Origin of the sequence: uncultured Xylophilus sp. (genome assembly GCA_913776965.1) — a bacterium.
GTDB lineage: Bacteria > Pseudomonadota > Gammaproteobacteria > Burkholderiales > Burkholderiaceae_C > Xylophilus.
In genome coordinates this window covers 25,690-41,710 of the sequence record CAJYQL010000055.1, presented here as the reverse complement: position 1 = coordinate 41,710, position 16,021 = coordinate 25,690, and the positions used below count along the sequence as shown (strand labels likewise).

Below are 16,021 nucleotides of genomic sequence, written 5' to 3'. Positions count from 1 at the left end.
CGTCAGAGCAGGGTCAGTACGGCCTCCAAGAATCGGGGCACGGACCGCCACGAGGGCGGCCGCACACCCTACAGGAGACAAGCGCATGTCCAGCACCCTGCATGGCGGGAGGCCCCTTCCGGCCGCCACGCCCCGCCCCATGTCCACCGAGGAGAAGAAGGTCATCTTCGCCTCGTCCCTCGGCACCGTGTTCGAGTGGTACGACTTCTACCTCTACGGCTCGCTCGCGGCGATCATCGCCAAGCAGTTCTTCAGCGGCCTGGATGCGGGCGCGGCCTTCATCTTCGCGCTGCTGGCCTTCGCCGCCGGCTTCCTGGTGCGGCCCTTCGGCGCGATCGTGTTCGGCCGGCTCGGCGACATGATCGGCCGCAAGTACACCTTCCTGGTCACGATCCTGATCATGGGCCTGGCGACCTTCATCGTCGGCATCCTGCCCAACTACGCCACCATCGGCGTGGCCGCGCCGGTCATCCTGATCGCGCTGCGCATGCTGCAGGGCCTGGCGCTCGGCGGCGAGTACGGCGGTGCCGCCACCTACGTCGCCGAACATGCGCCGCACGGCAAGCGCGGTGCCTACACCTCGTGGATCCAGACCACCGCGACGCTCGGCCTGTTCCTGTCGCTGCTGGTGATCCTCGGCACCCGGACCATCCTGGGCGAGCAGGCCTTCGGCGACTGGGGCTGGCGTGTCCCGTTCCTGGTGTCGATCCTGCTGCTCGGCATCTCGGTGTGGATCCGCCTGACGCTGTCGGAATCGCCCGCCTTCCAGAAGATGAAGGCCGAGGGCAAGACCTCCAAGGCACCGCTGAAGGAATCCTTCGGCGAATGGAAGAACCTGAAGATCGTGATCCTGGCGCTCGTCGGCCTGACCGCCGGCCAGGCCGTGGTCTGGTACACCGGCCAGTTCTACGCGCTCTTCTTCCTGACGCAGCAGCTGAAGGTCGATGCCACCACCGCCAACCTGCTGATCGCCGCCGCGCTGCTGCTCGGTACCCCGTTCTTCGTGGTGTTCGGCGTGCTGTCGGACAAGATCGGCCGCAAGCCGATCATCATGGCCGGCTGCCTGCTGGCGGTGCTGACCTACTTCCCGGTGTTCAAGGCCCTGACCGGCGCCGCCAACCCGGACCTGGCCGCCGCCCAGACCAACGCCGCCGTCACCGTCACCGCGGACCCGGCCACCTGCTCGTTCCAGGGCAACCCGGTCGCCCGCGAGATCGACTTCAAGAGCTCCTGCGACATCGCCAAGCGCTACCTAGTGCAGAACTCGGTGAGCTACGAGAACATCGCCGGCCCGGCCGGCTCGCCCGCCGTGGTCAAGATCGGCACCAAGACCATCACCGCGCCCACCGGCAACGTGGTCAACCTGAAGTTCGACGAAGCCTCGGTCAAGAGCATCGCCGCCTTCAAGAAGGAGGTCGGCGACGACCTGAAGGGCGCCGGCTACCCGGCCAAGGCCGATCCGGCCAAGATGAACAAGGGGCTGATGATCGCCATCCTGTTCTACCTGGTGCTGCTGGTGACGATGGTCTACGGCCCGATCGCGGCCATGCTGGTGGAGATGTTCCCGACCCGCATCCGCTACACCTCGATGAGCCTGCCGTACCACATCGGCAACGGCTGGTTCGGCGGCCTGCTGCCCACCACCTCGTTCGCGATCGTGGCCTCGACCGGCAACATGTACAACGGCCTGTGGTACCCGATCGTGATCGCGGCGGTCACGCTGGTGATCGGCACGCTGTTCATCCGCGAAACTAAGGACGTGGACATCTACGCCAACGACTGAGCGTCGCCCGTCCGGGCGCGGCGTCCTGCGGGCGCCGCGCCCTTTTGCTTTGCTCCCTGCAGCTCTCTCTCATCCAAGGAAATCGCCATGTGGAAGATCGCCATCGGCTTCGCCCTTTTCGCCGCCGTGTCCCTGTTCGTCATCATCAAGGGCGGCGACAAGATCGACATGGGCGGCGAGCAGCACAGCGGCGACGTGCAGCATGCGCCGGCGGCGGCCACGCCTACGCCTGCAACCGCACCGGCGGGCGGCGCGGCGCGCTGAGCCTCGGCCGTGCGGCCGACACGCGGGACGCACCGGCCGCGACAGGGTCGCGCCCAGCGCTATATTTTCAATAGCTAGCTACGCAGGCCCCATCGGCGCAAAAGGCCGGAATCGGATCGAATCGACAGCCTCGGTCAGCGCCGGAACCTGCCGTCGCTGCCGATGACCGCCAGATCTGCGAAGTCGAGGCCGCTCCGGTCGTCCGCGCCGTAGCCGAGTCCCAGCCCGCTCAGGTCGAAGCGCCGCAGACCTTCGAGCGCGTCGCGCAGGCTGCGGGCGTTCGGCATCGCTGCGATGCACAGAGGTGCACCGGTGAGGATGTTCAGGCCGATACTTGCGAGACCGGCGAAGCGGGCGTTCTGCCCACCAGCATCCAGGCCACGGCCGCCCGCAGCACAGCAGGCCGGCAGCCGATATTTCCTTTAGGTTCGTCCGTCGACCTCCATTCATGACCCTGGCGGGCATTTATGACGGTCTGGCGATGGCGGGCCGTGCAGGCGTCAGGAAGCCCGCACCACGGCCGGTAGGCGGAGCGGCAGGCCGAAGCGCTGCACCGCACAAGGTGTCACCGAGCCGCCCGCACTGCTTCCTAGACTGGGTGGTTTTCCATCGATCCACCCCCAACTGCAGGCGCTATGACCGAAGGCACCATCCGCATCCGTGGCGCACGCCAGCACAACCTCAAGAACCTCGACCTCGACATCCGCACCGGCGAACTGACCGTCGTCACCGGCCCGAGCGGCTCGGGCAAGTCGAGCCTGGTGTTCGACACGCTTTATGCGGAAGGCCAGCGCCGCTACGTCGAGACCTTCTCGGCCTATGCACGGCAGTTCCTCGACCGGATGGACAAGCCCGCGGTGGACCGGGTGGAGGGCGTGCCGCCCGCGATCGCGATCGACCAGACCAACCCGGTGCGCAGCTCGCGCTCCACGGTCGGCACGATGACCGAGATCAACGACCACCTGAAGCTGCTGTTCGCCCGCGCCGCCCAGCTGTTCGACCGCGACACCGCGCTGCCTGTGCGCCACGATTCGCCCGACTCGATCCATGCCGAGCTGCTGCGCCGCGCGGCCGAGCGCACCGCGCAGCGCGGCGGCGCCGAGCCGCGGCTGGTCGTCACTTTCCCGGTCGAACTGCCCGGCAACACCACTGCGGAGGAAATCGAGCAGTGGCTGTCGGCGAGCGGCTTCACCCGCATCCATGCCGAGCGCGAGGTCGCCACGCCGACCGGCCCGCGCAAGGTGCTGGACGTGGTCGCCGACCGCTTCCGCATCTCCACCGTGGAGCGTGCCCGCGCAATCGAGGCGATCGAGAACGGCCTAAAGCGCGGCGCCGGCCGGCTCAGCGTGCATTGCCTGCCGGAAGGCGAGGGCGGCGATGGGCAGGAAGCGGAAACCTGGAAGTTCTCCACCGGCCTGCACTGCCCCGAGAGCGACCAGCGTTATGCCGAGCCGCTGCCGTCGATGTTTTCCTTCAATTCGCCGGCCGGTGCCTGCGAGACCTGCAAGGGGTTCGGCCGGGTGATCGGCGTGGACTACGGCCTGGTGATCCCGGACGAGAAGAAGACCCTGCGCGGCGGCGCCATCAAGACGATCCAGACGCCCGCCTGGAAGGAAGCGCAGGACGACCTGATGCGCCATGCGGAGGCAGCCGGCATTCCGCGCGACACCGCCTGGAACAAGCTGACGCCGGGCCAGCAGGCCTGGGTGATCGACGGTTCGCCGAACTGGAACGGCAAGTGGAACCAGCAGTGGTACGGCGTCAAGCGCTTCTTCGAATACCTGGAGAGCAAGGCCTACAAGATGCACATCCGGGTGCTGCTGTCGAAGTACCGCAGCTACACGACCTGCCCCACCTGCGCCGGCGCCCGGCTGAAGCTGGAGAGCATGCTCTGGCGCATCGGCACGAAGGCCGACGCCGACGACGTGCTGGCGCCGGACAGGCGCTTCCTGCCGCACGGCGCGAAATGGTCGCGCGACCAGCTGGAGGCGCTGCCGGGCCTGTGCCTGCACGACCTGATGCTGCTGCCGATCGAGCGGCTGCGGCGCTTCTTCGACCGGATGACGGCGGAAGCCTTTGCTCCTGAAACGATAGCTGGTGGCGCAGGTGGGGCGGGCGCAGAAGGCATTTTTTCACCGCAGGATGCCGGGGACCGCCAGGCGCTGAAGCTGCTCTACGAGGAGATCACCACCCGGCTGCGCTACCTGCACGATGTCGGCATCGGCTACCTGACGCTAGACCGGCAGAGCCGCACGCTGTCGGGCGGCGAGGTGCAGCGGATCAACCTGACCACCGCGCTCGGCACCTCGCTGGTCAACACGCTGTTCGTGCTGGACGAGCCGAGCATCGGCCTGCACCCCCGCGACATGGACCGCATCACCCAGGCGATGCACCGGCTGCGCGATGCCGGCAACACGCTGGTGGTGGTCGAGCACGACCCGGCCGTGATGCTGGCCGCCGACCGGGTGATCGACATGGGCCCCGGCCCCGGCGCGCGCGGCGGCGACATCGTCTTCGACGGCACCACCGACGACCTGCGGCAGGCCGACACCCTGACCGGCGCCTACCTTGGCGGCCGGAAGCAGATCGGCATGGGCTTCCAGCGGCCGGTGGGCGACAGCACGCCGCGGCTGATCCTGGAGGGCGCGACCGAGCACAACCTGCAGCGGGTGAACGTGGACATCCCGCTGCAGCGGCTGGTCACCGTCACCGGCGTCAGCGGATCGGGCAAGTCCACGCTGATCCAGGACGTGCTGGCGCCGGCGCTGCTGCGCCACTTCGGCAAGGCGACCGAGACGCCGGGCGCGCACGAGCGGCTGCTCGGCGCCGACCATTTGTCGGACGTGGTGTTCGTCGACCAGTCGCCGATCGGCAAGACGGCGCGCTCCAACCCGGCGAGCTACGTCGGCGCCTGGGACGCGGTGCGCGAGATCTTCGCGACCGCGCCGCTCGCGAAGCAGCGCAGCTACACCGCGGCGAAATTCAGCTTCAACTCGGGCGACGGCCGCTGCCCGACCTGCGGCGGCTCGGGCTTCGAGCATGTCGAGATGCAATTCCTGTCGGACGTCTACCTGCGTTGCCCCGACTGCGACGGCAAGCGCTACCGGGCGGAGATCCTGGAGGTGACGGTCGAGCGCGGCGGGCGCACGCTGAACGTGGCCGACGTGCTGGAGCTCACGGTCAGCGAGGCTATCGATCTCTTCAAGGCCGACCGCGAGGTGCAGCGCACGCTGCAGCCGATCGTCGACGTGGGCCTGGAATACGTGAAGCTCGGCCAGCCGGTGCCCACGCTCTCGGGCGGCGAGGCGCAGCGCTTGAAGCTCGCCGGCTTCCTGGCCGAGGCGGCCAAGGGTGCCACCGCGAGCCGCCAGTCGGTCGCGAAGAAGGGCACGCTGTTCCTGTTCGACGAGCCGACCACCGGCCTGCACTTCGACGACATCGCCAAGCTGATGCGGGCGTTGCGCAAACTGCTGGACGCCGACCATTCGCTGGTGGTGATCGAGCACAACCTGGACGTGATCCGGGCGAGCGACTGGCTGATCGACCTCGGGCCGGAAGGCGGCGACGGCGGCGGCCTGGTGGTCGCGACCGGCACGCCGCTGGACCTGCGGCAGCACGCCACCTCGCACACCGGCCGCGCGCTGCGGGAGTACGAGCAGGCGATCGGCGCGGGTTCGCACGGCGTCGAGGAAGGCGTGCCGCTGCAGACGCAGATACAGGCCCGGCGCAAGGCGGCGCAGGCCGAGCGGTCCGACGCGATCCAGATCGTCAACGCCCGCGAGCACAACCTGAAGGGCGTCTCGGTCGACATCCCGCGCGGCAAGTTCAATGTGGTGACCGGCGTCAGCGGCTCCGGCAAATCGACGCTCGCCTTCGACATCTTGTTCAACGAGGGGCAGCGGCGCTACCTTGAATCGCTGAACGCCTATGCTCGCAGCATCGTGCAGCCGGCCGGCCGGCCGGAGGTGGACGCGGTCTACGGCATTCCGCCGACCGTCGCGATCGAGCAGCGCCTGTCGCGCGGCGGGCGCAAGTCCACCGTCGGCACCACCACCGAGACCTGGCACTTCCTGCGGCTGCTGTATGTGAAGCTGGGCGTGCAGCACTGCATCCACGACGGCGCGGCGGTGCTGCCGCAGACGCCCGACAGCATCGCGGCGCAGCTGCTGCAGCAGTTCCGCGGCCGCTGCATCGGCCTGCTGGCGCCGCTGGTGATGAACCGCAAGGGCGTCTACACCGAACTGGCCGACTGGGCGCGGCCGCGCGGCTACACCCACCTGCGGGTGGACGGCAACTTCCTGCCGACCGCGAAGTTCCCGCGGATCGACCGCTTCAAGGAACACACGGTCGAGCTGCCGATCGCGAGCGTCCATGTGTCGCCCGAGAAGGAGGACGACCTGCGCGCCGCGCTCGCCACCGCGCTGGAGCACGGCAAGGGCACGGTGCACGTGCTTGCCGGCATCGAGGGTCTGGAGGCGGCGATGCAGGCCGGCGAGCCGACCGCCGGCATCGGCACGCTGCACGCGTACTCGACCGAACGCGCCTGCCCGATCTGCCACACCAGTTATGCCGAACTGGACCCGCGGCTCTTCAGCTACAACAGCAAGCACGGCTGGTGCCCGGACTGCGTGGGCACCGGCGTGAAGCTGACCAAGGACCAGCGCAAGGTGTTCGACGACTCGGTGCTCGCCGACGACCAGAAGGGACGCGAGCAGACCTTCGCCGAACCCGAGGCCGAGGACGTGGGCGACGCCGCCTGCCCGACCTGCGCCGGTACCCGGCTGAATGCGGTGGCCCGCGCGGTGCGGTTCCGCGAGACCGGCATCGCCACGCTCGCGGCAATGAGCGTGCAGGAGGTCCGTGGCTGGTTCGAGGCGCTGCAGCTGGAAGGCCGCGAAGCCGGCATCGCCCGCGACCTGGTCCCGGAGATCCGCAGCCGGCTCGAATTCCTGGAGGAGGTCGGCCTGGGCTACCTGACGCTCGACCGCGGCGCGCCAACACTTTCGGGCGGCGAGGCGCAGCGCATCCGGCTCGCGGCGCAGCTCGGCAGCAACCTGCAGGGCGTCTGCTATGTGCTCGACGAGCCGACCATCGGCCTGCACGCCCGCGACAACGGCATCCTGCTGAATGCGCTGCACAAGCTCGGCGACAAGGGCAACACGCTGGTGGTGGTGGAGCACGACGAGGACACCATCCGTCGCGCCGACCACATCATCGACATCGGCCCGAGCGCCGGCAAGCGCGGCGGCCGGGTGGTGGCGCAGGGCGCCGTCGCCGACATCGAGGCGGCGGAGGATTCGCAGACCGGCCGCTATCTGCTGCACGCGATGCGGCATCCGCTGCAGCCGCGGCGCGACGTGGTGGGCGGCGCGCCGGCGGCACCCGCGCCTGCTCCGGTCGTGGCCGAACCCGCCAAGGGCAAGGGCCGTGGGAAGAAGGCGGTGCCGGCGCTCGCACCGGTGGCGGCCGAGGACGACAGCCTACTGCTCGACTGGATCGAACTGCGCGGCGCGCACCTGCACAACCTGCAGGACGTGGACATCGACGTGCCGCTGAAACGGCTGGTCGCGATCACCGGCGTCAGCGGCTCCGGCAAGTCCACGCTGGCGCGCGATGTGCTGCTGGCCAACGTGCAGGCCGCCGTGCAGCAGCGCACCACCAAGGCCGGCCGCGAGGCCGACGATGCCGGCAAACACCCCGCCTGGTCCGGCTGCGAGAGCCTGGACGGCTACCAGACGGTGGACCGCGTCCTGGAAGTCGACCAGACCCCGATCGGCAAGACGCCGCGCAGCTGCCCCGCGACCTACATCGGCTTCTGGGACACGATTCGCCGCCTGTTCGCCGACACGCTCGAGGCGAAGGCCCGCGGCTACACGCCGGCGCGCTTCTCGTTCAACACCGGCGACGGCCGCTGCTCGGTCTGCGAAGGGCAGGGCGTGCGCACGATCGAAATGAGCTTCTTGCCCGACGTGAAGGTGCCCTGCGAGGCCTGCCACGGCGCCCGCTTCAACCCGGAGACGCTGGCCGTCACCTGGCGGGGCAAGAGCATCGGCGACGTGCTGCAGATGGAGATCGACGAAGCGGTCGAGTTCTTCGCCAGCATGCCGAACATCGCCCATCCGCTGCAGCTGATGAAGGACGTGGGCCTCGGCTACCTGACGCTCGGCCAGCCGTCGCCGACGCTGTCGGGCGGCGAGGCGCAGCGGATCAAGCTGGTGACCGAACTCAGCAAGGTGCGCGACGACGTCACCCGCCGCGGCCAGAAGCCGCCGCACACGCTCTACGTGCTCGACGAACCGACCGTCGGCCTGCACATGGCCGACGTGGAACGGCTGATCCGGGTGCTGCACCGCCTGGTCGGTGGCGGCCACAGCGTGCTGGTGATCGAGCACGACCTCGACGTGATCGCCGAAGCCGACTGGGTGATCGACCTGGGTCCGGAAGGCGGCAGCGGCGGCGGCCGGGTGGTGGCGACCGCCACGCCCGAGGACGTGGTGCGGCTGGGGACGCACACCGGGCGGGCGCTGGCGGGGGTGCTGGCGCGCTGAGGCGCCGGTCGCGCGGGCGACATCTCGGGCGTTTGTCCCGATGACGGAAGGCGGCCGGGTCCGTCCAATGGAGGGCATCGTATTCGCCATCCAAGGAGATTCCATGCACCGTCGCCATCTGCTGCAGGGCGCCGCCGGCATCCTGGGCGCCGCCGCCCTGCCGTTCGCCCACGCCCAGAACGCCCCGGCGTTCCCGACCCGCCCGGTCAAGCTCGTCATCGCCTTCCCCGCGGGCGGTCCGACCGACATCACGATGCGCCAGCTCGCCGAGAACGCCGGCAAGGCGCTCGGCCAGCCGGTGATCGTCGAGAACAAGCCCGGCGCCGGCGGTACGTTGCCGGCGCAGCAATTGCAGTCGTCCCCGGCCGACGGCTACACGCTCGCGCAGATTCCGCTGGGCGTGTTCCGGCTGCCCTACACCACCAAGATCAACTGGGATCCGGTGAAGGACATCAGCTACGTGATCAACGTGACCGGCTACGCCTTCGGCATCGTGGTGCCGGCCGACAGCCCGATCAAGAACTGGAGCGACTTCGTCGCGTACGCCAAGGCGAATCCGGGCAAGCTGAGCTACGGCTCGACCGGCACCATGACCAGCCCGCACCTGACCACCGAACTGGTAGCGCAGCGGCTGGGCATCCAGCTCAACCACGTGCCCTACAAGGGCAGCGCCGACCTGATGCAGGCGATCATGGGCGGCCACATCATGGCGGCGGCCGACTCCACCGGTTTCGCGCAGCAGGTCGAGGCCGGCAAGCTGCGGGTGCTCAACACCTGGGGCGACCAGCGGCTCGCCAAGTTCCCCGACGCGCCGACGCTCAAGGAACTGGGCCTGGACGTGGTGCAGAACTCGCCCTTCGGCATCGGCGCGCCGCGCGGCACGCCGCCCGAGGTGGTCAAGCGGTTGCACGACGCCTTCAAGACCGCGATGGAAGATCCGGCCTACCTGCAGGCGCTCGGCCGCTACGACATGCTGCCGAATTACATGTCGTCGGCGCAGTACACCCGCTTCGCGCAGGACACCTTCAGCCGCGAGAAGGCGCTGATCGAGAAGCTGGGGCTGGCGAAGCCGGGCTGATCTTCACGTGCGGGCGTCGCTCGGCAGCTGGTCGTCGGTGTGTGCGTCCTGCGGCGGCGCCCGGCGCACCACGCCGAGCTTGAGCCCCAACATGCCGAGGATGCGGTTCATCGTCTGGACCGTGCCCTCGCTGCGTTCCTGCTCGATGTCCTGCAGCGTGCGGTAGCCGATGCCCGCGATGTGCGCCATTTCCGCGGTGGTCAGGCGCATCGTTTTCTTCAGGTGCCGCACGGCCTGCGGCAGCGACCATTCGGGATGGGCCAGCACTTCCTCGATCGCCTGCCGGCGGAGGTCGATCTGGGCGGAGAGCGGTAGGGCGTGGAAACGCTTGTCCATGGAAGGTCACTTCAGCGCGGCAAGCGCCGCAGCCTGCGCGCGGATGCCGGGGCGCAGGTGGTCGAGCAGGTCGGCGTCCAGGCCGAGGTCGTCGGGGTGCGCGCCGGCAATTTCATCCAGCCGCGGCGCCATCGCGCGCAATTCGGCCGCCAGCGGTTCGCGTTGCAACACCGGGCGCTCTGATCGCCGAGCGCCGGAGGGCGTCTTCGCTGCCGCGCAGACACCGTCCAGCACCCGCCGCCAGTCCGGACTGCCGCCGTCGTTGTCCTGCCAGCGGATGCGCCGGGCGATGCCGTCCGGGTGCAGGTACATCGGCGCGAAGTCGTAGAGCGGCGTGAGCGCAATCCGTCCAGCCGCGTCGCGTTGCACCGCGGTGTTGCGGGCATGGTTGTCCTTGTTGCCCAGGGCGAGGTTCGCGACATCCCGGCGCAGGTATTCGAGCACTTCCGCCTGGGGATCGGTGCAGTGGCGCAGAAGCGCACGGCATACCTGGTCGTGGCTGGGTACGGCCTCGAAGCCCGGCAGCCCGGTCAGCGTCGCGATGCTCTCCTGCGCCAGCCGGACCACCCGGCCGTTTTCCACGCGGCGGTCGAACCGCGGGATGAACAACGCGCGGTGCCGCAGCACCAGGGGCGCATGGACGCGCAGGCCCAGTCGTTCGGCGATGCCCATGTACGGCGCCTCGTGCCGCAGGATGCTGGCCAGCTGCCGATCGGCTCCGCGTCCGAACTTCACGATGTAGTGCGCTGCCGCCTGCGCATCGGGCAGCGTGTGGTCCAGGTACAGCAGTCCGTCGTGCGCGCGGGTCAGCAGCACCTTGGGCCATTCCCCCTGCACCCCGGACGACCCCGCGACGAAGAGGCCGTGCGACGCCAGGTATTCCGAGAATTCCTCGCCGCGCTGCGCGATCTCGTCGTCGGTGAAGCCGCGCATCGCGCCTGCGTGGTCCGCAAGCCATCCGGCGGCTTCCTTGACCCGCAGATGCCCGACCGGGTTGCCTGCGCCGGCCAGCAGCAGTGGCCAGTCGGCCGTCGTGCCGGCGGTGGCGGGCAGACCGATACGGCGCAGCAGCTCCTGACGTCCGAAGCCCTGCGGCAGCATGTCGATCAGGAACACCGGCCAGTGTGGCAGTTGCAAAGGCTCGAGCCCCACCGGCCAGTGGGCGCACAGCGCATGCGCATCCCGGGCATGCGTATGGGCGAACGCCCAGTCGAGGGCGTAGCCGGAATAGGTGCGCGTCTTCCAGCCGTGGCCGGCATCGGCATGGAGCCGCACCTCGGCGACGTCGTGCCATTGCTGGTCCAAGAAGAGCTGAATGGTGCAGCTTTGATTTATTTGCACGAAAATTTATCGAAACAATACTGCAAAACTACTGTAATGTGCATGCATTTTCGTGCATTTTATTGAGTCACATTGATTGATTTGTTCGGCTTTTCCAAGCTGTATCGCCACAATCGGGCCCATGGCCTCCGCCCCGCCCACCGTCGTCTGGATCCAGCCCGCCGCACCGCCCAAGCCGCCGGTCGGCGCGCCCTGCAACGGCTGCGGGCTCTGCTGCCTGGCCGAGCCGTGCCCGGTCGGCATGCTGGTCTCGCGACGCCGCCATGGCGCCTGCGATGCCCTGCGCTGGGACGATGCACAGGGCCGCTACTTCTGCGGCATGGTGAGCGACCCGCGCGGCGTGCTCGGCCGCCGCTGGCGCTGGATCGCACCCTGGATCGGGCGCCGCGCGCGCCGCTGGATCGCCGCGGGCATCGGCTGCGATGCGGCGCTCGACGCCACGCCGCGCGGCTGATCCGCCGCCTCCACGATTCGCACACAAACGTTCGACAGTCGGGCAAGGTTGCCGCTGGAGACTCCGGGCCGTCCCACCACGTCCCCCTTTTCCGGAGTCTCCTGTTCCATGAGCCAAGACCACACGCAGCTGCTGGCCGACGAAGCGCAATACTGTTCCTTCGGCGATACCGTCCACTACGTCAACCCGCCGAAGATCTTCGCCGGGTGCGACGGCAGCTACATGATCGACGACGCCGACACGCGCTACCTCGACCTGCAGATGTGGTACTCGGCGGTCAACTTCGGCTACAAGAACAAGCGGCTCGAGGACGTGATGAAGCGGCAGCTCGACATCCTGCCGCAGATCGCCAGCCAGTACCTGCACCCGACCAAGAGCGAGCTGGCGAAATGGATCGCGCAGGATGCCGAGGCCAAGTGGGGCCGCGGCGGCCGGGTGCACTTCAACGTCGGCGGCGCGCAGGCGATCGAGGATTCGCTCAAGGTGGTGCGCAACGCGAGCAACGGCAAGAGCCTGATGTTCGCCTTCGAGGGCGGCTACCACGGCCGCACGCTGGGCGCGTCGAGCATCACTTCGAGCTACCGCTACCGCCGCCGCTACGGCCACTTCGGCGACCGTGCGCAGTTCCTGCCCTTCCCATACCCGTTTCGCCGCCCGAAGGGCATGGCGGCGGAGGAATACGGCGATTCGCTGGTCAAGGAGTTCGCCCGCAAGTTCGAGAACGAGTACCACGCGCTGTGGGACCCGAAGACCCGGCAGTGCGAATACGCCGCCTTCTACATCGAGCCGATCCAGGGCACCGGCGGCTACGTGATCCCGCCGGCCAACTACTTCAAGGGCATGAAGAAGGTGCTCGACGAGCACGGCGTACTGCTGGTGGTCGACGAGATCCAGATGGGCTTCTGGCGCACCGGCAAGCTGTGGTCGATCGAGAACTTCGGCGTGCAGCCCGACGTGCTGGTGTTCGCCAAGGCGCTGACCAACGGCCTGAACGCCCTGAGCGGCCTGTGGGCGCGCGAGGAACTGATCAACCCGACGATCTTCCCGCCGGGCTCCACCCACAGCACCTTCGCCTCCAACCCGCTCGGCACCGCGCTCGGCCTGGAGGTGCTGAAGATGACCCACGAGGTGGACTTCGGCCAGCAGGTGCGCGACAGCGGTGCCTACTTCCTCGAGGGCCTGCGCGACCTGCAGACGCGCCATCCGGAGATCGGCGATGTGGACGGCCTGGGCCTGGCGCTGCGGGCCGAGATCTGCGAGGCCGACGGCTTCACGCCCAACCGGGCGCTGCTCGACCGGATGGTGGACATGGGCCTGGAAGGCACGCTGGAATACCAGGGCCAGAAGCGCGGCCTAGTTCTCGACGTGGGCGGCTACTACAAGAACGTGATCACCTTCGCGCCGTCGCTGATGATCACCCGCGCCGAGATCGACGAGGCGATGGTGCTGCTCGACCAGCTGCTGAACCGCGCCAAGCGTGCTGCCTGAGCGGGCCGGCTGCGCTGCGTCCCCCGCCGGAACGCCGCCCGTGCGCTGCCTGAACCAGATCGAGCCCGGCGTATTGATCCGCCAGTTCCTCGCCCATCCGCCCGACGGCTTCGTGCCGACGGCGGAGCTGGGCGCGGGGCAGCCCGCCTTCGTCGCGCCGTTCGACCTGCTGACCACCGTCGATGCCGCGGACAAGCAGCGCATCGCGGCCCTGCCGTTCTACCGGCACTGGTCGCGCTGGCTGCGGATCCGCACCGCCTTCGTCGGCACCACCGTCACCGAATACGCGGTGTTCGCCGCAGGAACCGCGCCGGAGGCGCTGGCCGCAGCGGTGCGGGAGCGCCTGGGGCGCCGCTGTCGCCTGGCGATCGTGAAGGACATCCCGCAGCGGTCGCCGCTGCTGTCGGATGACGAGAACGCACAGGCCGACGCGCTCGCCGCGGCCTGCGCGGCGCAGGGCTTCGTACTGGTCGAGGGCCAGGCGCTGGCCTATGTGGCGATCGACTTTCCCGACATCGCCGCCTACCTCGCGCGTCTGTCCACCGGCCGGCGCAAGAACCTGCAGCGCAAGTGGAGGAGCCGCGCGCTGCTGGATGTGCGGCGCATCCCGACCGGCGAAGCGTTCGCCGACGAGGCGGTCGTCGATGCGTACTACGCCCTGTACGAAGGCGTCTTCGCGCAGAGCGAGGTGCATTTCGACAGGCTCGGCCGCGCCTTCTTCGCGGCGGTGCTGCGCGATGCGGCGAGCGGCGGCATCGTGTTCGAGTACCGCCGGCGCCAGCCCGACGGCACCGAGGGGCCGCTGGTCGGCTGGAACCTGTGTTTCGAATACGGCGGTCGGCTGATCGACAAGTACATCGGCTTCGCCTATCCCGCGGCGCGTGAGGTGGACCTGTATTTCGTGAGCTGGCTGCTGAACCTGGAGTACGCGGTCGAGCGCGGCCTGACGCACTACGTGGCCGGCTGGACCGACCCGGAAGTGAAGGCGCAGCTCGGTGCGCGCTTCACCCTGACCCGGCATGCGGTCTGGGTGCGCAACCCGCTGCTGCGGGCGCTGGCGCGGCGCTTCGCCGGCGTGTTCGAGAGCGACAGCCGCTGGGCCGCGCCATGACGGACGCGCAGCGGACCGCACCGGCCGCACGGCCGCCGGTGGTGCTCGACCTCGACGCGTCGGTGCCGCCGCTGGCGGGCGAATGCCGGCTGCCGCTCGCGCCCTGGCAGGAAGCGATCCGCTTCGGCTGCGGCCTGCGGCGGATGCGGGCCTTCGCCGCAGCGCTGGGGGCCCGCATGCCCGCGTTCGCCACGCACGGCACCGTGTTTCTCGGCAGTGGCGATTTCCATCACCTGAGCGCGCCACTGGTGGCACGCTGCATCGCGGCCGGCGGCTTCACCGCGGCGTGGCCGCTGCGGCTGGTGGTGCTCGACAACCATCCGGACAACATGCGCTTCCCGTTCGGCATCCACTGCGGATCGTGGGTGCGGCACGTCGCGCTGCTGCCGCAGGTGGCGCATGTGCATGTGGCGGGCATCACCTCGGCGGACATCGGCCGCGGCCATGCGTGGGAGAACTATCTCGCGCCGCTGCGCGCCGGCAAGCTGAGCTACTGGAGCTGCGGTGTCGATACCGGCTGGGCGCGCTGGCTCGGCCTCGGCCGTGCGTTCCGCACCTTCGCCAGCGGCGACGCGCTGGTCGCGGCGCTGTGCGAACAGTTGGCGGCCGACCGCCAGCCGACCTATCTGTCGATCGACAAGGACGCCTTCGCGCCCGACGTGGTGCGGACCAACTGGGACCAGGGCCTGCTGCGTGCGGACCATGCCGATGCGGTGATCGCCGCGCTGCGCGGCACGCTCGCCGGCAGCGACGTGACCGGCGAGGTGTCCTCCTACCGCTACCGAACCGCCTGGAAGCGATGGCTGAGCGCCGGCGACGGACAGCAGACGACGGTCGCGCCGGACGATCTCGCGCGGTGGCAGGCGGAGCAGGGCGCTTTCAATCGGCGGCTGCTGGCGCAGCTCGCGGGCTGAGGGCGGGCGTCGTCTGCCGCCGGGCGTAGCCGGTAAGCAGCGCAGGCGACCTGAGGAATGCAGGTCCCGGCGCTTCGGGCGGCGCCGCGGTGACAAGTGTTCACGCCCGTGGACGTCGGTCGCGGGACCATCGCCCCCTTATATTCATTCGGCCCCCGTAACCGGCCTCCGCACGATGCCTTCCTCCGCCCTGCACACCCGCCCGCTGCCCGTATCCCGCCAGCTTCTCGGCCTGTTCGGCTGGCTGGCCGTCACCGCGGTGGCGGCCGGTCTCGGCAGTGCGGCGTCGATCCAGGCATCCTCGTTCTACGGCCAGCTGGTGCAGCCGTCGTGGGCACCGCCTTCGTCGTGGTTCGGCCCGGTCTGGAGCACCCTCTACCTGCTGATGGCGCTGGCCGCCTGGTGGGTGTGGCGCACGGCCGGCTGGCAGGGCGCCCGGCGGGCGCTGACGCTCTACGTGGTGCAACTCGCGGTCAATGCGCTCTGGAGCTGGCTGTTCTTCGCCTGGCACCAAGGCGCGCTCGCGTTGGTCGATGTGCTGGTGCTGCTGGCGCTGGTCGCGGCGACGCTGGTCGCGTTCTGGCGGGTGCGGCCCGGCGCCGGGCTGCTGCTGGTGCCCTACCTGCTGTGGGTGGGCTTCGCCTCGGCGCTGAACTTCGCGGTCTGGCGGCTCAATCCGGGCGTGCTGTGACCGCAGGCGCCTG

At 69.2% G+C, this 16,021-nt stretch carries 12 protein-coding genes; 9 read left to right on the top strand and 3 right to left on the bottom strand.

Annotated elements, in window-relative coordinates; all coding sequences use genetic code 11:
- Positions 1-85: 85 nt before the first annotated feature.
- Positions 86-1,783 carry an MFS transporter gene (locus tag QZ500_RS07865; RefSeq protein ID WP_295853353.1) on the top strand — a complete coding sequence of 566 codons (1,698 nt, stop codon included), beginning with the start codon at positions 86-88 and terminating at the stop codon, positions 1,781-1,783.
- A gap of 87 nt (positions 1,784-1,870) precedes the next feature.
- The gene (locus QZ500_RS07860) at positions 1,871-2,047 is read left to right on the top strand and encodes a hypothetical protein (protein WP_295853350.1); all 177 of its coding nucleotides are present in this window, start codon (positions 1,871-1,873) and stop codon (positions 2,045-2,047) included.
- 134 nt (positions 2,048-2,181) lie between these two features.
- Here QZ500_RS07860 and QZ500_RS07855 read toward each other — a convergent pair whose 3' ends face one another.
- On the bottom strand, positions 2,182-2,334 hold the full coding sequence (locus QZ500_RS07855; RefSeq protein WP_295853347.1) for a hypothetical protein: 153 nt from the start codon (positions 2,332-2,334) through the stop codon (positions 2,182-2,184).
- A gap of 348 nt (positions 2,335-2,682) precedes the next feature.
- Between QZ500_RS07855 and uvrA the strand changes: the two genes are divergently transcribed.
- Together uvrA and QZ500_RS07845 are read left to right on the top strand one after the other, a co-directional pair.
- A complete protein-coding gene (gene uvrA, locus QZ500_RS07850) occupies positions 2,683-8,595 on the top strand; it encodes an excinuclease ABC subunit UvrA (RefSeq protein WP_295853344.1) in 5,913 nt (1,970 codons plus the stop codon).
- A gap of 103 nt (positions 8,596-8,698) precedes the next feature.
- Entirely contained in the window at positions 8,699-9,673 is a 975-nt protein-coding gene (locus QZ500_RS07845) for a tripartite tricarboxylate transporter substrate binding protein (RefSeq protein ID WP_295853341.1), read from the top strand.
- A 3-nt stretch (positions 9,674-9,676) separates the two neighbouring features.
- Here QZ500_RS07845 and QZ500_RS07840 read toward each other — a convergent pair whose 3' ends face one another.
- Both QZ500_RS07840 and QZ500_RS07835 read right to left on the bottom strand, forming a co-directional pair.
- Complete coding sequence (locus QZ500_RS07840) at positions 9,677-10,009, bottom strand: transcriptional regulator (RefSeq protein ID WP_295853339.1); 333 nt, start codon at positions 10,007-10,009, stop codon at positions 9,677-9,679.
- Positions 10,010-10,015: 6 nt separating this feature from the next.
- Positions 10,016-11,344, bottom strand: coding sequence for a HipA domain-containing protein (locus QZ500_RS07835; protein ID WP_295853457.1), 1,329 nt, complete (start codon positions 11,342-11,344; stop codon positions 10,016-10,018).
- 127 nt (positions 11,345-11,471) lie between these two features.
- On the opposite strand from QZ500_RS07835, the gene QZ500_RS07830 reads away from it, so the two are divergent.
- The 5 genes from QZ500_RS07830 to QZ500_RS07810 all read left to right on the top strand — a co-directional run bounded on the left by QZ500_RS07830 (position 11,472) and on the right by QZ500_RS07810 (position 16,008).
- Complete coding sequence (locus QZ500_RS07830) at positions 11,472-11,804, top strand: hypothetical protein (protein WP_295853336.1); 333 nt, start codon at positions 11,472-11,474, stop codon at positions 11,802-11,804.
- Positions 11,805-11,912: 108 nt separating this feature from the next.
- Positions 11,913-13,292 carry an aminotransferase class III-fold pyridoxal phosphate-dependent enzyme gene (locus QZ500_RS07825; protein ID WP_295853333.1) on the top strand — a complete coding sequence of 460 codons (1,380 nt, stop codon included), beginning with the start codon at positions 11,913-11,915 and terminating at the stop codon, positions 13,290-13,292.
- A 40-nt stretch (positions 13,293-13,332) separates the two neighbouring features.
- The gene (locus tag QZ500_RS07820) at positions 13,333-14,403 is read left to right on the top strand and encodes a GNAT family N-acetyltransferase (RefSeq protein ID WP_295853331.1); all 1,071 of its coding nucleotides are present in this window, start codon (positions 13,333-13,335) and stop codon (positions 14,401-14,403) included.
- Positions 14,400-15,317, top strand: coding sequence for a hypothetical protein (locus QZ500_RS07815; RefSeq protein WP_295853329.1), 918 nt, complete (start codon positions 14,400-14,402; stop codon positions 15,315-15,317). The genes QZ500_RS07820 and QZ500_RS07815 overlap by 4 nt, the downstream gene beginning before the upstream one ends.
- Before the next feature lie 175 nt (positions 15,318-15,492).
- The gene (locus QZ500_RS07810) at positions 15,493-16,008 is read left to right on the top strand and encodes a TspO/MBR family protein (RefSeq protein ID WP_295853325.1); all 516 of its coding nucleotides are present in this window, start codon (positions 15,493-15,495) and stop codon (positions 16,006-16,008) included.
- Positions 16,009-16,021 lie beyond the last annotated feature (13 nt).